Origin of the sequence: Diaphorobacter caeni (assembly GCF_015354245.1) — a bacterium.
Taxonomy (GTDB): domain Bacteria; phylum Pseudomonadota; class Gammaproteobacteria; order Burkholderiales; family Burkholderiaceae_C; genus Diaphorobacter_A; species Diaphorobacter_A caeni.
The window spans coordinates 234206-249432 of sequence record NZ_JADKYZ010000006.1 but is presented as its reverse complement, the minus strand read 5'-3'; the positions used below and the strand labels follow the sequence as shown (position 1 = coordinate 249432).

The window sequence follows — 15227 nt, the reverse complement described above, 5'->3', positions numbered from 1 at the left end:
CAGAGACAGCCACACCCGGAACCACCCCCACAATGACGAGACAGGCCCTCAGGCGCGACGCAAAGCCGGAGACAGTACGCCTGTACGGCGAGGCTTTGCAACAAAGCATGAGGGCCTGTATCGTCATCTCAATACGAAGACTGCCAACGCCCCAGTAAGCCTCGCATTCGTCACGCGTTAAAAACCAAAAGAAAACCTAAAAAAAGAAAACCAGAAAAAAACCGCCAGCACGAGACGCGGTGGCGGTTTTGGCTTGGCGAGCCTGGAGGGCTCACACGCGGAAGCTCTCTCCGCAACCGCAGCGATCACGCTCGTTGGGATTGTTGAACTTGAAACCCTCGTTCAGGCCCTCGCGCACGAAGTCGAGCTCGGTGCCGTCGATATAGGCCAGACTCTTGGGATCGATCAACAGCTTCACGCCATGGTTCTCGAACACGATGTCTTCAGGCGCCTGATCGTCCACGTATTCCAGCTTGTAGGCCAGACCGGAACAGCCAGTCGTCTTGACACCCAGACGCACGCCCACGCCTTTTCCACGACGGGAAAGATAGCGACTCACATGCCGGGCGGCGGCTTCGGTCAATGTCACTGCCATGTTGATCAGGCCACTGTCGAGTCGGCCACCACGGTTTCGCCGCGCTTGGCCTTGTAGTCGTTCACGGCCGCCTTGATGGCGTCTTCGGCCAGGATGGAGCAGTGAATCTTCACGGGAGGCAGTGCCAGCTCTTCGGCGATGATGCTGTTCTTGAGCGCCGCCGCTTCGTCGAGCGTCTTGCCCTTGACCCACTCGGTCACGAGCGACGACGAGGCGATCGCCGAGCCGCAGCCATAGGTCTTGAAACGTGCATCTTCGATCACGCCGGTCTCGGGGTTCACCTTGATCTGCAGCTTCATCACGTCGCCGCAGGCAGGTGCGCCGACCATGCCGGTGCCGACCGTGTCATCACCCTTGTCGAACGAGCCCACGTTGCGGGGATTCTCGTAATGGTCGATCACTTTGTCTGAATAAGCCATGGTGTTTCTCCTTTTTCTGCGTCGGCCGGTGGGGCTTGCCTCTTCGCGGGGGCGCAGCAATCAATCTTCAAAAAATGAAATCAGTGTGCAGCCCACTGGATGGTGCTCAGGTCCACACCGTCCTTGTACATTTCCCACAAGGGGCTGAGCTCGCGCAGCTTGGCGACGTTGTGGCGGATGGTGGAGATCGCGTAGTCGATTTCCTCTTCCGTCGTGAAGCGGCCGATCGTCATGCGCAGGCTGCTGTGCGCCAGTTCGTCGCTGCGGCCAAGGGCGCGCAGCACATAGCTGGGCTCGAGACTGGCCGAGGTGCACGCGGAGCCTGACGACACCGCCAGCCCCTTGATGCCCATGATCAGCGATTCGCCTTCGACGAAGTTGAAGCTCATGTTCACGTTCTGAGGAACGCGGTGCTCCACGCTGCCGTTGATGAACACCTGTTCGATGTCGCTCAGGCCATCCATCAGGCGCTTCTGCAGCGCCGCGGCCTTGGCGTTCACCTCGTTCATTTCGAGCTTGATGATGCGGAAGGCTTCACCCATGCCGACGATCTGGTGCGTGGGCAGCGTGCCCGAACGCATGCCACGCTCGTGACCGCCACCGTGGATCTGCGCCTCCAGACGGATGCGCGGCTTGCGGCGCACGTACAGCGCGCCCACGCCCTTGGGGCCGTAGGTCTTGTGCGCGGTCATGCTCATCAGGTCGATGGGCAGCTTGCTCATGTCGATCTCGACACGGCCGGTGGCCTGCGCCGCGTCGACGTGGAAGATGATGCCCTTTTCGCGGCAGATCGCACCGATGGCCGGGATGTCCTGGATCACGCCGATTTCGTTGTTCACGAACAGCACGCTCACGAGAATGGTGTCGGGGCGAATCGCGGCCTTGAAGGCTTCCAGATCCAGCAGACCGTCTTCCTTGACGTCCATGTAGGTGACTTCAAAGCCCTGGCGCTCCAGCTCGCGCATGGTGTCCAGCACGGCCTTGTGCTCGGTCTTGAGCGTGATGAGGTGCTTGCCCTTGCCCTTGTAGAACTGGGCAGCGCCCTTCAGCGCCAGATTGATGGACTCGGTCGCGCCGCTGGTCCACACGATTTCGCGCGGATCGGCACCGATCAGGTCGGCCACATGGCCACGCGACTTCTCGATGGCTTCTTCAGCCTCCCAGCCCCACGCATGACTGCGCGATGCCGCGTTGCCGAAGTGTTCGCGCAACCAGGGGATCATCGCGTCGACGACACGGGGATCCACCGGAGTGGTCGCGCCGTAGTCCAGGTAAATGGGGAAATGGGGAGTCATGTCCATGGCTATCTCGCTTTAGCGATCTGGCTGGCGAATGTCAGTTGTCAGAATGGTTTTGAAAAAGAGCAGTCCTTGGGCCGTGGCTGCGCTGTTGCCTGATGGACTGGCGCATCAAGCAGCGGGCGCGGCCACCCGCGCTCAGGACTTGGCGAAGGCGTTGCCCAGTGCGAACACCGAGTTCGGTGCGTTCACGCGGATGGGCTTGACCACCGGAGTCGTCGAGATCGCGCGACGAGCCACCGGCTTGTCTTCGATCTGCACGCCCTTGGCGAGTTGGTCGTCGACCAGCTTCTGCAGCGTGACGGAGTCCAGGAACTCCACCATGCGCTGGTTCAGCGAGGCCCACAGCTCGTGCGTCATGCAGCGACCCGCTTCGCCCAGGCAGTTTTCCTTGCCACCGCATTGCGTGGCGTCAATAGGCTCGTCCACCGAGACGATGATGTCGGCCACGGTGATGTCACCCGCCTTGCGGGCCAGCGTGTAGCCGCCGCCGGGGCCACGAGTGGACTCGACCAGCTCGTGACGGCGCAGCTTGCCGAACAGCTGCTCCAGGTACGACAGGGAAATCTGCTGGCGCTGGCTGATGGCAGCCAGAGTGACAGGGCCATTGTTCTGGCGCAGGGCCAGATCGATCATGGCAGTGACCGCAAAACGGCCTTTGGTTGTGAGACGCATCGCAAGCTCCTTGTAGGTTCAGGCTTGATCGTTTGATAAACACCTCGAGTGACTCTTTCAGCCACTCTGGCACCCGTCTCCGCCCGCTCTCCGGCGCCGCAAAAACCCTAAGGTTTGCCCGCCAGAGCCCTAAGTATTGTGGGGTTGTTTTCTTGAGTAATTAGCCCAAGTATATCACCAATCCCTATTGTTTTTGTCGGGTAACAAATCCTATCGTCGAGATAGTGCGGTTAAATAATTCCTTTCGCCCCGAACACGCCCCGCGCAAACCGCGTCAGGCTTGGCGCTCCGAGCCGCCATGCGCACCGAAGACGCGGTCCTTGAGCTTCGCCAACTGATCGCGCACCCGAGCCGCCTGCTCGAACTCCAAGTTGCGCGCGTGATCCATCATCGCCTTTTCCAGACGCTTGATCTCGCGTGCGATGTCCTTCTCCGACATCTCCTCCAGCTCCAGATCACGCGCCGCCTGCTGCTGCATGCGTTGCGAATCCTGACCGGCCTTCTCGCTGTAGACACCATCAATCAGGTCTTTCACCTGCTTGACAATGCTGCGCGGCGTGATTCCGTGGGCCTCGTTGTATGCGATCTGCTTGGCGCGCCGACGTTCCGTCTCCCCCATGGCTTTTTTCATGGAGTCGGTGATCCGGTCAGCGTACAGAATCGCCATGCCCTCGGAATTGCGCGCCGCTCGGCCGATTGTCTGGATCAAACTGCGTTCGGCGCGTAGGAATCCTTCCTTATCTGCGTCCAGAATCGCGACCAGGGAGACCTCGGGGATGTCCAGCCCCTCGCGCAGCAAATTGATGCCGACCAGCACATCGAACGCGCCCAGGCGCAGGTCGCGGATGATTTCCACGCGCTCGACGGTATCGACGTCGGAGTGCAGATAGCGCACCTTCACGCCGTTGTCCGAAAGATACTCGGTGAGCTGCTCGGCCATGCGCTTGGTGAGCGTAGTAATGAGTACGCGTTGATTCTTTTCGACTCGAATGCGTATTTCCTGCAGCACATCATCCACCTGATGCGTCGCCGGCCGCACTTCCACGATCGGATCGACCAGACCCGTCGGGCGCACCAATTGCTCAACCACCTGCCCTGCGTGCGTCTTCTCGTAATCCGCCGGCGTGGCGGAAACAAAGACCACCTGCCGCATGCGCTGCTCGAACTCCTCGAACTTGAGCGGTCGGTTGTCCAGCGCCGACGGCAGGCGAAAGCCGTATTCCACCAGCGTGGTCTTGCGCGCGCGGTCACCGTTGTACATCGCGTTCAGCTGGCCGATCATCTGATGGCTCTCATCAAGGAACATGATCGCGTCCTTGGCAAGATAGTCAGTCAGTGTGCTGGGCGGGTCGCCCGGCAGGGAGCCCGAGAGATGGCGGGTGTAGTTCTCGATGCCCTTGCAGTGACCCACTTCGCTGAGCATCTCGAGATCGAAGCGCGTGCGCTGCTCAAGGCGCTGCGCCTCCACCAGCTTGCCTTCCTTCACGAAGAACTTGAGGCGCTCGTCCAGTTCCTCCTTGATGGTCTCGACCGCCGCCAGCACCTTGTCGCGCGGCGTCACGTAATGGCTGCTCGGATAGACGGTGAAGCGGGGAATCTTCTGAACCACGCGGCCGGTGAGCGGATCGAAAAGCTGCAGGCTGTCCACCTCGTCGTCAAACAGCTCGATGCGCACCGCCAGCTCGGAATGCTCGGCTGGAAACACGTCGATGGTATCGCCCCGAACCCGGAACTTGCCGCGGCTGAAATCCTGCTCGTTGCGCTGGTACTGCATGCGAATGAGCTGGGCGATCGCGTCGCGCTGGCTCAGCTTGTCGCCCGAGCGCAGCGTCATCACCATGCGGTGGTAGCTCGAAGGCTCGCCGATGCCGTAGATCGCCGACACGGTGGCGACGATCACCACGTCGCGCCGCTCCAGCAGGCTCTTGGTGCAGGACAGGCGCATCTGCTCGATGTGCTCGTTGATCGCGCTGTCCTTCTCGATGAACAGGTCGCGCTGGGGCACATACGCTTCCGGCTGGTAATAGTCGTAATAACTCACGAAGTATTCCACGGCGTTCTTCGGGAAGAACTCGCGGAACTCGCTGTAGAGCTGCGCGGCCAGCGTCTTGTTGGGCGCGAACACGATGGCGGTGCGGCCCAGCCGCGCGATCACGTTGGCCATGGTGAAGGTCTTGCCCGAGCCCGTCACGCCAAGCAGCGTCTGGAACGACTCGCCGTCGTTCACCCCCTCGACCAGTTTGGCGATGGCCTCGGGCTGATCCCCCGCCGGAGGATAGGGCTGGAACAGCTGGAAGGGCGAATCCGGGAAGGAGACGAACTCGCCTTCCTTCACATCAGTAATGACTTCATGCATGACTTGTAAACGCAACTATGACTTGCGCCGTTAAAATCGAGGGTTGCCCCTCAAGGCAAATGGATCGGATGGCTCGCTCGCGCTCGTTTGCGAACCACATTTCATCCTTTCTTTCGGCCGAGGCTAGTTTAGTTGGGGGCAGCTCGCCAGATTTCCACCCTTCAAGGACTTTTCATGTCTCTCTTCACCGCCGTCGAGATGGCCCCTCGCGACCCCATTCTGGGTCTGAACGAACAATTTGCCTCTGATTCCAACCCCAACAAGGTGAATCTCGGCGTGGGCGTGTACTTCGACGATAACGGCAAGCTCCCCCTGCTCCAGTGCGTGCAGGCCGCTGAAAAAGCCATGATGGACAAGCCAACGGCACGTGGCTACCTGCCCATCGACGGCATCGCCGCCTACGACAACGCCGTCAAGGCGCTGGTGTTCGGCGCGGACTCTGACGTCGTCAAGTCCGGCCGCGTCGCCACCGTGCAGGCAGTGGGCGGCACGGGCGGCCTGAAGCTCGGCGCTGACTTCCTCAAGAAGATCAACCCCAGCGCCAAGGTGCTGATCTCCGACCCCAGCTGGGAAAACCACAAGGCCATCTTCACCAACGCGGGTTTTGAAGTCGGCACCTACGCGTACTACGACGCGGCCAACCGCAAGGTCAACTTCGAAGGCATGCTGGCCGACCTGAACGCCGCTGCCGCCGGCACCGTCGTCGTGCTGCACGCCTGCTGCCACAACCCGACCGGCTACGACATCACCGCCGAGCAATGGGACCAGGTGATCGCCGCCGTGAAGGCCAAGAACCTCGTGGCCTTCCTCGACATGGCCTACCAGGGCTTCGGCCACGGCCTGAAGGAAGACGGCGCCGTGATCGGCAAGTTCATCGCCGCCGGCCTGAACATCTTCGTGTCGACCTCGTTCTCCAAGAGCTTCAGCCTGTACGGCGAGCGCGTGGGTGCCCTCTCCGTGGTGGCCACCGACAAGGACGAAGCCGCCCGCGTGCTGTCGCAACTGAAGATCGTCATCCGCACGAACTACTCCAACCCACCCATCCACGGCGGCGCCGTGGTGGCGGCCGTGCTGAACGACGACAAGCTGCGCGCCCAGTGGGAAAGCGAACTGGCCGAAATGCGCGTGCGCATCAAGGCCATGCGCCAGAAGCTGGTCGACGGCCTCAAGGCCGCCGGCGTGAAGCAGGACATGAGCTTCATCACCACGCAGATCGGCATGTTCTCGTACTCGGGTCTTTCCAAGGACCAGATGGTGCGCCTGCGCTCCGAATTCGGCGTCTACGGCACCGACACCGGCCGCATGTGCGTGGCCGCGCTGAACAGCAAGAACATCGAGTATGTCTGCAAGGCAATTGCCGCCGTGATCTGATTCGCGCGACTCGTTGTCACCAACAAAAAGCCGTCTCTTTCGAGACGGCTTTTTTGTTTTCAGACGTGCTCCCAGCCCCGCATCGACACAACAAAAACCCAATGCGAAAAGTGATTCAGTCAGGGTATTAATACTCTCTTAATCCCGAATAACAATAATAAAAAGTTTATAAAAAACAACCAAAATCAACGAGTTATGGTTGATTTGATTTGAATCAATTCAAATAATCCGCATTTTATTTGACGTTTGAAAATGCTATTTATATTGCCTGCATGGCAAATATCAACGGAATTTTCAAGCCTCAAGGCGATCAGCAAAGCAAGCGCGGTTTTTTGCAGGAACTGATAGCGGTTGCCACTTCCTTCGGGCTCGCGGCAGCGACGCCCACGGCACAGGCCAACCCGCTGAATCCCGGCCAGCCACCGCGACGTCCCGGCATGCAGGGCAAGCGCTTCGGCATGCTGGTGGACATGCGCAAGTGCATTGGTTGTCAGGCCTGCACCGTGAGCTGCTCGGTCGAAAACCAGCCTCCGATCGGACAGTTCCGCACCACGGTGCTGCAGTACGAAATCGACAAGCCCGATGGCAGCGCACCGGCGATGGTGAGCCTGCCGCGTCTGTGCAATCACTGCGACAACCCGCCCTGTGTGCCTGTCTGTCCGGTACAGGCCACATTCCAGCGCGAAGACGGCATCGTGCTGGTGGACAACGAGCGTTGCGTGGGCTGTGGCTACTGCGTGCAGGCCTGCCCTTACGACGCACGCTTCATCAACCATGACACGCAGACCGCCGACAAGTGCACGTTCTGCGAACACCGGCTTGAGGCCGGGCTGCTGCCCGCCTGCGTCGAGAGCTGCGTCGGCGGTGCGCGCGTGATCGGCGATCTCAACGACCCAGACAGCGAAATCAATCGCCGCATGGACGAGCGCAAGGACGAAATCAAGGTGCTCAAGCCCGACATGAAGACCTCCCCGCGCGTCTTCTACATCGGATTGCCGGACGAGTTCGTCAATGGCGTCGACGGCCAGGCCAGCGTGCGCCTGGTCTCCGGGCACTGAGCTCAAAGGAGCACACCATGCAAATCATCGAACTGCTCACACCGCACTACGAAGCGGCCTGGCTGCCTTGGGCCGTGCAGTATTTCTTCCTCGTCGGCATGGCCACGGGCGCTGCGCTGCTGGCCAGCTGGGGCACATGGGCGGCCGCCGACAGCGCGCCGGCCAAGGCGTTGCCGCTGGCCATCGTGCTGCTGGCGGTGACGGCCGTCGCCGCACCCGTCTCCCTGCTGGCCGACCTGCACCAACCCGCCCGCTTCTGGCACTTTTACGCCCACTTCACCCCGTGGTCGTGGATGTCGCTCGGCGCGCTGCTGCTGCCGCTGTTCGTTGGCCTGTCGGTTGCGCTGTGCGCCGCCTGGTGGCTCGGCAAGCACGGCTGGATGCGCCTGATCGCCGCAGCGCTCGTCGTCTCCGCGCTGACCATCGTGGCCTACACCGGTGCCGAGATCGCCGTGGTGCGCGCCCGCCCGCTGTGGAGCAACCCCTGGGTGCCGGTCAACCTCGCGCTGACCGCGTGGCTGGCCGCCGTCGGCGCCATGCTGATCCTCAGCCTGTGGGTGCCCGCCGGCCGCCACGCCAAAGTGCGCGCCTGGCTGGGATTTCTGGGAGGCGCGCTGAGTCTCGCGCTGCTGGCAGTGGCCGGCATCTGGATGGGCTCGGGCATCACCATGCGCACGCCATCGTTCCTGAACGCCATGCACCTGTACGAACTGTTCCCCGTCTGGCGCATCAGCCTGTGGCTGTCCGTGGTGCTCGGCGTGCTCGTGCTGCTGTTGTGGTTCAGACCGCAGTTGTGGCTGCACTCGCGTGCACTCAGCGTGGCGCTGGGGGTGGCGGTGTGCGCCGCAGCGTGGGGGTTCCGCTGGGCGCTTTTCATGGGCGTGCAAGGCGTTCCCAAGTACGGCGCGGGTCTCTATGTCTATCACATGCCGCTGGGCGGCGACGGCCTGATGGGCGTGCTCGGCGTGTTTGGCCTGTGCATTGCCCTGACGACGCTGGTGCTCTGGGCCCTGGAACTGTGGCCAGGCCGCCACCAGCACGCGCTCCCCGCTGCCAGCGCCTGAGGCCCCGCCACCGCCAACAGCCAACAGCCAACAGCCAACCGATCAAGAGTTTCATCATGACTGACAAGACATCGCCCCGCACTCCCGACAACAGCGCCCAGCCCGCGCCCGACAACCGCCGCAGAACCCTGCTGCGCTCCGGCCTCGCAGCCGGTGGCATGGCCGCCTTCGCCGCCGGGTACGGCGAAACCATCGCCAAGGGTGCCAAGGGCTTGGTGACCGGAACGTCCGGCACCCCCACGGCCAGCGCCACCCGCGGCAATTCGCTGGTGCCCGAGTTCCGCATCGACCCCGTCACCGGCCTGCTCAACACCCAGCCCGGCCAGACCGTGAGTCCGTCCAGTTGCCTGGGTTGCTGGACCCAGTGCGGCGTGCGCGTGCGTGTGGATCACAAGACCAACCGCATCATCCGCATCGCGGGCAACCCCTACCACCCGCTCGCCACGACCCGCCCCGCGCCCATGGATACCCCGGTGCGCGAGGTGTACGCCATGCTCGGCGGCGACAACGGGCTCGAAGGTCGCGCCACCTCGTGTGCGCGCGGCTCGGCCATGCTGGAACACCAGACGGCCGCGCACCGCGTGCTCACGCCGCTCAAGCGCGTGGGGCCGCGCGGGTCGGGCGAGTGGAAAAGCATTTCCCTCGAGCAGCTCGTCCAGGAAATCTGCAATGGCGGCGACCTGTTTGGCGAGGGCCATGTCGATGGCCTGCGCGTGATTCGCGATCTCGACACGCTGATCGACCCCGAGAATCCCGAATACGGCCCCAAGGCCAACCAATTGCTGGTGACCGACGCCTCCAACGAAGGCCGCACGCCGCTGCTCAAGCGCTTTGCCGGGCCGTCGTTCGGCACGATCAACGTCGCCAACCACGGGGCGTACTGCGGCCAGTCTTACCGCGTCGGCACCGGCGCGGCACTGGGCGACATCGCAGGCATGCCGCACGGCAAACCCGACTGGCGCCATTCGCGCTTCGGTCTTTTCATCGGCACCGCGCCCGCCCAGTCGGGCAACCCGTTTCAGCGTCAGGGACGCGAACTGGCCGAGGCCCGCTCGCGCGACGACAACACCTATCGCTACGTTGTGGTGTCGCCGCTGCTGCCCACGTCGTCCAGCCACGCGGCGGGCGACAACAACCGCTGGCTGCCGATCAAGCCCGGCACCGATCTGGCGCTGGCCATGGCGATGATCCGCTGGATCATCGACAACGAACGCTATGACGCCCGCTTCCTCGCCCAGCCCGGCCCCGCCGCCATGGCCGCTGCGGGCGAGGTCTCCTGGAGCAACGCCACCCACCTGCTGATCAACGATCCCGGGCACCCACGCCACGGGCAATTCCTGCGCGGTGCCGACATGGGCTGGCCGATGCCCACGCCCATCGACGAGAAGACCCCGGCGCAGGATGTGTATGTGGTGCGGCTCGCCAACGGCAGCCTCGCGCCGCACACGACCGACCAGCCCGCCGAGCTGTTTGCGCAAACCCACGTCACGCCGGTCGCCCGCGAAGACGCGCCCGCACCGACGGAGCTGCCCGTGTGCACCGCGCTGTGGAAGCTGCGCGAAGAGGCTCACCGTCAGTCTCTCGCGGAATATTCCGAGCGCTGCGGCGTCCCTGTGGCCGAGATCGAGGCGCTGGCCCGCGAGTTCACCAGTCACGGCAAACAGGCCGTGGCCAACTCGCATGGCGGCACCATGAACGGCTCGGGCTTCTACACCGCCTACGCCATCGCCATGCTCAACAACCTGATCGGCAACCTCAACGTCAAGGGCGGCTGGATCATGGATGCGGGCCCGTTCGGTCCGTTCGGCCCCGGACCACGCTACAACTTTGCGCAGTTCGAAGGCGCCGTCAAGCCCAAGGGCGTGGCGCTCTCGCGCACCCGTTTCCCGTACGAGAAAACCAGCGAGTTCAAGCGCAAGAAGGATGCGGGGCAGAACCCCTACCCCGCCAAGGCACCGTGGTATCCCGTCCCCGGAGGCATGAGCAGCGAAATGCTGGCCGCGGGAATGTTGGGCTACCCCTATCCGGTCAAGGCGTGGATCAACCACATGAGCAACCCGATGTACGCGATCTGCGGCTTCGAGAACACGCTGGCGGACGCCGTGAAGGATCCGAAGAAGCTGCCTCTGTTCGTCTCCATCGACCCCTTCATCAACGAGACCTCGGCGTTGGCCGACTACATCGTGCCCGACACGGTGACCTACGAGAGCTGGGGCATCGGCGCGCCCTGGGCCGACGTGGTCGCCAAGTCCAGCACCGTGCGCTGGCCCACCGTGGAGCCGGCCACCGCGCGCACCGCGGAGGGTCGCCCCGTGAGCTTCGAGAGCTTCATCTTCGCCGTCGCGAAGGAACTCAAGCTGCCCGGCTTCGGCAAGAACGGCATGTCCACCAAGGAAGGCGAGCCGCTCGACCTTGACAGTGCCGAGGACTTCTATCTGCGCGGCATGTGCAACATCGCCTACCAGGCTGGCAAGCCCGTTGCCGAGGCCTCGGACGACGACATCGCCATCACCGGCGTCCAGCGCTGGATGGCCGAGCTGGAAAAGCGCGTGAAGCCCGAGGAGGTCCGCCGCGTCGCCATGGTGATGAGCCGTGGCGGGCGCTTTGACGCTGTCGACGACGCGTGGAGGGGCGATCACCTCAAGACCCAGCACAAGTTTCCCGTGCAGTTCTGGCACGAGGGCCTGGCCAGGATGCGTCACTCCATGACGGGCGAGCGCTATAGCGGATGCCCGACGTGGTATCCCACGCGCTTTGCGGACGGCTCGGCCATGCGCGAGCACTTTCCTGAAAAGGACTGGCCGCTGTCGATGAGCTCCTACAAATCGAATCTGATGAGTTCCATGTCGATCGCGGCCTCGCGCCTGAGGCAGGTGCATCCGCACAACCCGATCTCCCTGAACCATGACGACGCGAAAGAACTGGGCATTGCCAACGGCGACCCGATCGAAGTGACGTCGCCCGGCGGCAGCCTGCGGGGCGTGGCGCTGGTGCGCGGCGGCATCATGCGCGGGGCGATCGCCATTGAGTACGGCTACGGGCACAAGCAGCTCGGCGCAGCCGCGCAGCAGATCGACGGCAAGCCCATGGCGGTCAATCCGCAGCATGGCAACGGCGTGAACCTGAACCAGCTGGGCTTTGGCGACCCCACCCGCCCGGCCCGCGACAACGTGTGGATCGACTGGGTATCGGGCGCGGTCGTGCGCCAGGCTCTGCCAGTGAAGGTGCGGCGCGTCTGAAGCGACTTCAGGCGCCGTCGCGACATCCAAAGGAATGTGCATGTCGGAATCCTAAAATCACCCCATGAGGACTCCATGCACATTCTGATCGTCGAAGACAACTCACTGGTGGCCAGCGGCATTCGCACCGGGCTGATGCTGCACGGCTTCGCCTGCGAGATCGCGGACAGCGCCGCCGCCGCCCAGCGCAGCATGGCCAGCGGTCATTTCGACGCCTGCGTGCTCGACCTCGGCCTGCCCGACGGGGATGGCATCACGCTGCTGCAGCAATGGCGCGGCAACGCGTCCACCCTGCCCGTGCTGATCCTCACGGCGCGCGACACGCTGGAGGACAAAGTGCTCGCGTTTCAAAGCGGCAGCGATGATTACCTCACCAAGCCGTTCGAGCTCCAGGAACTGGCTCTGCGCCTGCAGGCTCTGCTCAGGCGCGTGCGCGGCAGCGCCACCGACTCTCTGCAACTGGGCGATCTGCAGGTCAACACCGCCAGTGGTGAGGTGCTTCGCGGGAACGAACGCATCGAGCTGTCGCGCCGCGAATGGGCGCTGCTGCAGGCGCTGCTGCAGGCGCGCGGGCGCGTGCTGAGCACCGCGCAGCTGCACGACAGCCTGTACGGTTTCGACATGGATGTGGGCAGCAATGCCGTCAACGTGCATGTGCACCATCTGCGCAGAAAGCTGGGCAACGACCTGATTGAAACCGTGCGCGGCGTGGGCTTTCGACTGGGCGCGCGCCACAGCGAGCACAGCGCATGACGGGCCGCCCCTACAGTCTGCGCCGCCATCTGGTGGGTGGCATCATCGCCACCACCTGCCTCATGTGGGGCAGCGTCGCCACGTGGCAGTTCGCCAGCATGCAGCGCGAGATGCGCACCATGCTGGATGAGCGATTGATGGCCTCCGCCAAGATGGTGGCCGCCGTCGTCGAGCAGATCCGCCCTGGGCCGCACGGCTCCGGCGCGCTCTCCCGAGCCGAGCCAACCTTGCAGTCGCTGATCGCCCGCGATGGGGTGGAGTGCGAGGTCAGTCTGGTGCGCAGCGAAGTGGACGTGATTCCCATCGCCCGCACCGGCAACGCGCCCGACCTGAGCGCGCAGACCGAAAGCGGCTTCGGCCATGCCATCAAAGGCGGCAAGCCGTGGCGCACCTACGTGCTTGAACATCAGGGCATCAGGGTGGTCACCGCCGACCGGATGGATGTGCGCGAGCACCTCGTGCAGTCCATGCTGCGCACGCTGGTGCTTCCGTTCGTGCTGACGCTGGCCGGCATCGCGCTGATGAGCTGGTGGATCTAAAACCGCAGCCTGCGGCCACTGGAGCGCCTGCGCCGTGAATTGAGCGAGCGTCCGTCGCATGATTCCTCTCCCGTGCAGTCAGGCCAGGACGTGCTCGAGATTTCGCCGCTGGTGAAAAGCCTCAACGCCTTGCTTGCCCGCATCCACGCGGCCGTGGAGCGCGAGCGCCGCTGGACGGCCAACGCGGCGCACGAACTGCGCACGCCGCTCACCGGCATCAAGACGCATGTGCAGATCGCGCAGATGTCCATGACGAACGAGCCGGGCCCCGCTCGAACCGCCATCACGCGGGACGCCCTGCACAACGCGCACACAGGCGTGCAGCAACTGCAAAGCACTCTGGAGCAGCTGTTGCAGCTTGCGCGCATGGAAAGCGCAACGGAAGGTGATGGCGGCGGCATGCCGATGCGCAGCGATGCGGGCGAGATGCTCAGGGCCTTCGAGCAGGCATGCGCGCAATCGACCGCACGCGCCGTGACGGAGCGGCCGCATTGGACCGCGCCACTGACGCAGCAGATCGAACCTCCACCGGACGATCCGCAATGGCATCACGCCTGCGTGGCGCTGGCACCGGCCTTGCTCGTGAGCGCGATCACCAACCTCACCGACAACGCACTGCGACACCAGAACACCGCCGAGCCCGTGCTGGCGACCTTGGCGCTGCGCAAGGAATCAGACCGGCTCTGGCTGGAAGTCCACGTGCGCGACCATGGCCCCGGCATGGAGGCCGACGACATCGCGCTGTCCACGCAGCGCTTCTGGCGAAAGACCCAGACCAGCCAAGGAAGCGGCCTCGGCCTTACCATTGTCCAGCACATTGCCGAGAGCGCAGGCGGCGAACTGGTGCTCCGCGCCGAGCACCCCGGTCTGAGCGCCGTGCTTCGACTGCCCATCGACAACACCACGCTGCCGCGCGTTCATTGACCCACCTCCCCTCCCTACAATAGCCGCACAACACCGGCGCGAGATTCGACACCGGAAACCACCGACTCATAAAAAACACACGCCGGGCACACATGCGCAAACAGGGAACCATCCGCCGCTGGGACGATGCACGCGGCTTCGGATTCATCGACAGCGGGGACTCGCGCGACGTCTTCGTGCATGTGCGGGACTTCGCCCGAAGTGGCGTCTCGCCGGTTTCAGGCATGCAGGTGACGTACGAGGAAATCCAGGTCGGCGGCAAGGGACCCCGGGCGATGGATGTGCGCGCCGTCAATGCGTCGACGGCTTCTGCGGCCTCGGCAGGACGGTCATCGAACGCAGCGACGTCCACCGCACGGACGGCGGAGCGACGTGGCGACAGGCCGCGTGAGGCGGCCTACCGCACGAACGCCCCCGGCAGCGCCAGACAGACGCGGCCTGAATCCCGCCGCCCGGCGAGCGCCACCGCTACCGCTACCGGCAGCTCGCTGGCGATGTTGCTGATGCTGGTCTGGCTCGCCTTGCTGGCGGGCGGCGTATGGTTTCAGCGCCTGCCGTTCTGGGTGCTCGGAGCCATGCTGGTTTTGAACCTCGTCACTTTCATGGTCTACGCCCTCGACAAAAGCGCCGCCCAGTCCGGACGCTGGCGGACCAGTGAGAAACAACTGCACCTGATGGCGGTACTGGGCGGCTGGCCAGCGGCCTGGTTTGCACAGCAGGCCTTGCGGCACAAGTCGTCCAAGCAGGAATTCCGCACGGTGTACTGGCTGACCCTTCTTGTCAATGTGGCAGCGCTGGGAGCTCTGGTGTTTGTGCCAGGCTTGGGTGGCTATCTACCGGAGTTCGCCCACATGCTGCGATGACGCCGATGGAACCCCGCGCCCTGCACTGTTACTTAGGGAGATACCACCCCGGAAGTCGACAGGAGAGCGCCAC

The 15227-nt window shown here is 63.7% G+C and carries 13 protein-coding genes; 8 read left to right on the top strand and 5 right to left on the bottom strand.

The window, feature by feature from the left end; translation table 11 throughout:
* Positions 1-271 precede the first annotated feature (271 nt).
* The 5 genes from iscA to uvrB form a co-directional block, all read right to left on the bottom strand.
* Positions 272-595 carry an iron-sulfur cluster assembly protein IscA gene (iscA, locus tag ISG32_RS16395; protein WP_194772094.1) on the bottom strand — a complete coding sequence of 108 codons (324 nt, stop codon included), beginning with the start codon at positions 593-595 and terminating at the stop codon, positions 272-274.
* Positions 596-600: 5 nt separating this feature from the next.
* Complete coding sequence (iscU, locus tag ISG32_RS16390; protein WP_194772093.1) at positions 601-1014, bottom strand: Fe-S cluster assembly scaffold IscU; 414 nt, start codon at positions 1012-1014, stop codon at positions 601-603.
* 80 nt (positions 1015-1094) lie between these two features.
* Positions 1095-2315, bottom strand: coding sequence for an IscS subfamily cysteine desulfurase (locus ISG32_RS16385; protein WP_194772092.1), 1221 nt, complete (start codon positions 2313-2315; stop codon positions 1095-1097).
* 135 nt (positions 2316-2450) lie between these two features.
* Entirely contained in the window at positions 2451-2987 is a 537-nt protein-coding gene (iscR, locus tag ISG32_RS16380; RefSeq protein ID WP_166070135.1) for a Fe-S cluster assembly transcriptional regulator IscR, read from the bottom strand.
* 274 nt (positions 2988-3261) lie between these two features.
* The gene (gene uvrB, locus ISG32_RS16375) at positions 3262-5343 is read right to left on the bottom strand and encodes an excinuclease ABC subunit UvrB (RefSeq protein WP_194772091.1); all 2082 of its coding nucleotides are present in this window, start codon (positions 5341-5343) and stop codon (positions 3262-3264) included.
* 174 nt (positions 5344-5517) lie between these two features.
* Between uvrB and ISG32_RS16370 the strand changes: the two genes are divergently transcribed.
* From ISG32_RS16370 to ISG32_RS16340, 8 genes are all read left to right on the top strand, one after another.
* Entirely contained in the window at positions 5518-6714 is a 1197-nt protein-coding gene (locus ISG32_RS16370) for an amino acid aminotransferase (protein WP_194772090.1), read from the top strand.
* A gap of 272 nt (positions 6715-6986) precedes the next feature.
* The gene (gene dsrO / locus ISG32_RS16365; RefSeq protein ID WP_194772089.1) at positions 6987-7772 is read left to right on the top strand and encodes a sulfate reduction electron transfer complex DsrMKJOP subunit DsrO; all 786 of its coding nucleotides are present in this window, start codon (positions 6987-6989) and stop codon (positions 7770-7772) included.
* Between the two features lie 17 nt (positions 7773-7789).
* Positions 7790-8836: an NrfD/PsrC family molybdoenzyme membrane anchor subunit gene (gene nrfD, locus ISG32_RS16360; protein ID WP_194772088.1), complete on the top strand. Its 1047-nt coding sequence runs from the start codon at positions 7790-7792 to the stop codon at positions 8834-8836.
* A gap of 56 nt (positions 8837-8892) precedes the next feature.
* Complete coding sequence (locus ISG32_RS16355) at positions 8893-12075, top strand: tetrathionate reductase subunit A (RefSeq protein WP_194772087.1); 3183 nt, start codon at positions 8893-8895, stop codon at positions 12073-12075.
* Between the two features lie 75 nt (positions 12076-12150).
* The gene (locus tag ISG32_RS16350) at positions 12151-12828 is read left to right on the top strand and encodes a response regulator (RefSeq protein WP_194772086.1); all 678 of its coding nucleotides are present in this window, start codon (positions 12151-12153) and stop codon (positions 12826-12828) included.
* Positions 12825-13367, top strand: a complete 543-nt coding sequence (locus tag ISG32_RS27580; RefSeq protein ID WP_228529873.1) for a sensor histidine kinase N-terminal domain-containing protein — start codon at positions 12825-12827, stop codon at positions 13365-13367. Before ISG32_RS16350 ends, ISG32_RS27580 begins: the two co-directional genes overlap by 4 nt.
* A gap of 72 nt (positions 13368-13439) precedes the next feature.
* Positions 13440-14291: a sensor histidine kinase gene (locus ISG32_RS27575; RefSeq protein ID WP_323745947.1), complete on the top strand. Its 852-nt coding sequence runs from the start codon at positions 13440-13442 to the stop codon at positions 14289-14291.
* Positions 14292-14383: 92 nt separating this feature from the next.
* A complete protein-coding gene (locus tag ISG32_RS16340) occupies positions 14384-15154 on the top strand; it encodes a DUF1294 domain-containing protein (protein WP_194772085.1) in 771 nt (256 codons plus the stop codon).
* The last annotated feature ends 73 nt before the right edge of the window (positions 15155-15227 follow it).

What these genes read in the sequence shown, in the direction of transcription:
- iscA (WP_194772094.1), bottom strand. Translation starts at nt 595, where the DNA reads ATGGCAGTGACATTGACCGAAGCCGCCGCCCGGCATGTGAGTCGCTAT.
- iscU (WP_194772093.1), bottom strand. Translation starts at nt 1,014, where the DNA reads ATGGCTTATTCAGACAAAGTGATCGACCATTACGAGAATCCCCGCAAC.
- ISG32_RS16385 (WP_194772092.1), bottom strand. Translation starts at nt 2,315, where the DNA reads ATGGACATGACTCCCCATTTCCCCATTTACCTGGACTACGGCGCGACC.
- iscR (WP_166070135.1), bottom strand. Translation starts at nt 2,987, where the DNA reads ATGCGTCTCACAACCAAAGGCCGTTTTGCGGTCACTGCCATGATCGAT.
- uvrB (WP_194772091.1), bottom strand. Translation starts at nt 5,343, where the DNA reads ATGCATGAAGTCATTACTGATGTGAAGGAAGGCGAGTTCGTCTCCTTC.
- ISG32_RS16370 (WP_194772090.1), top strand. Translation starts at nt 5,518, where the DNA reads ATGTCTCTCTTCACCGCCGTCGAGATGGCCCCTCGCGACCCCATTCTG.
- dsrO (WP_194772089.1), top strand. Translation starts at nt 6,987, where the DNA reads ATGGCAAATATCAACGGAATTTTCAAGCCTCAAGGCGATCAGCAAAGC.
- nrfD (WP_194772088.1), top strand. Translation starts at nt 7,790, where the DNA reads ATGCAAATCATCGAACTGCTCACACCGCACTACGAAGCGGCCTGGCTG.
- ISG32_RS16355 (WP_194772087.1), top strand. Translation starts at nt 8,893, where the DNA reads ATGACTGACAAGACATCGCCCCGCACTCCCGACAACAGCGCCCAGCCC.
- ISG32_RS16350 (WP_194772086.1), top strand. Translation starts at nt 12,151, where the DNA reads ATGCACATTCTGATCGTCGAAGACAACTCACTGGTGGCCAGCGGCATT.
- ISG32_RS27580 (WP_228529873.1), top strand. Translation starts at nt 12,825, where the DNA reads ATGACGGGCCGCCCCTACAGTCTGCGCCGCCATCTGGTGGGTGGCATC.
- ISG32_RS16340 (WP_194772085.1), top strand. Translation starts at nt 14,384, where the DNA reads ATGCGCAAACAGGGAACCATCCGCCGCTGGGACGATGCACGCGGCTTC.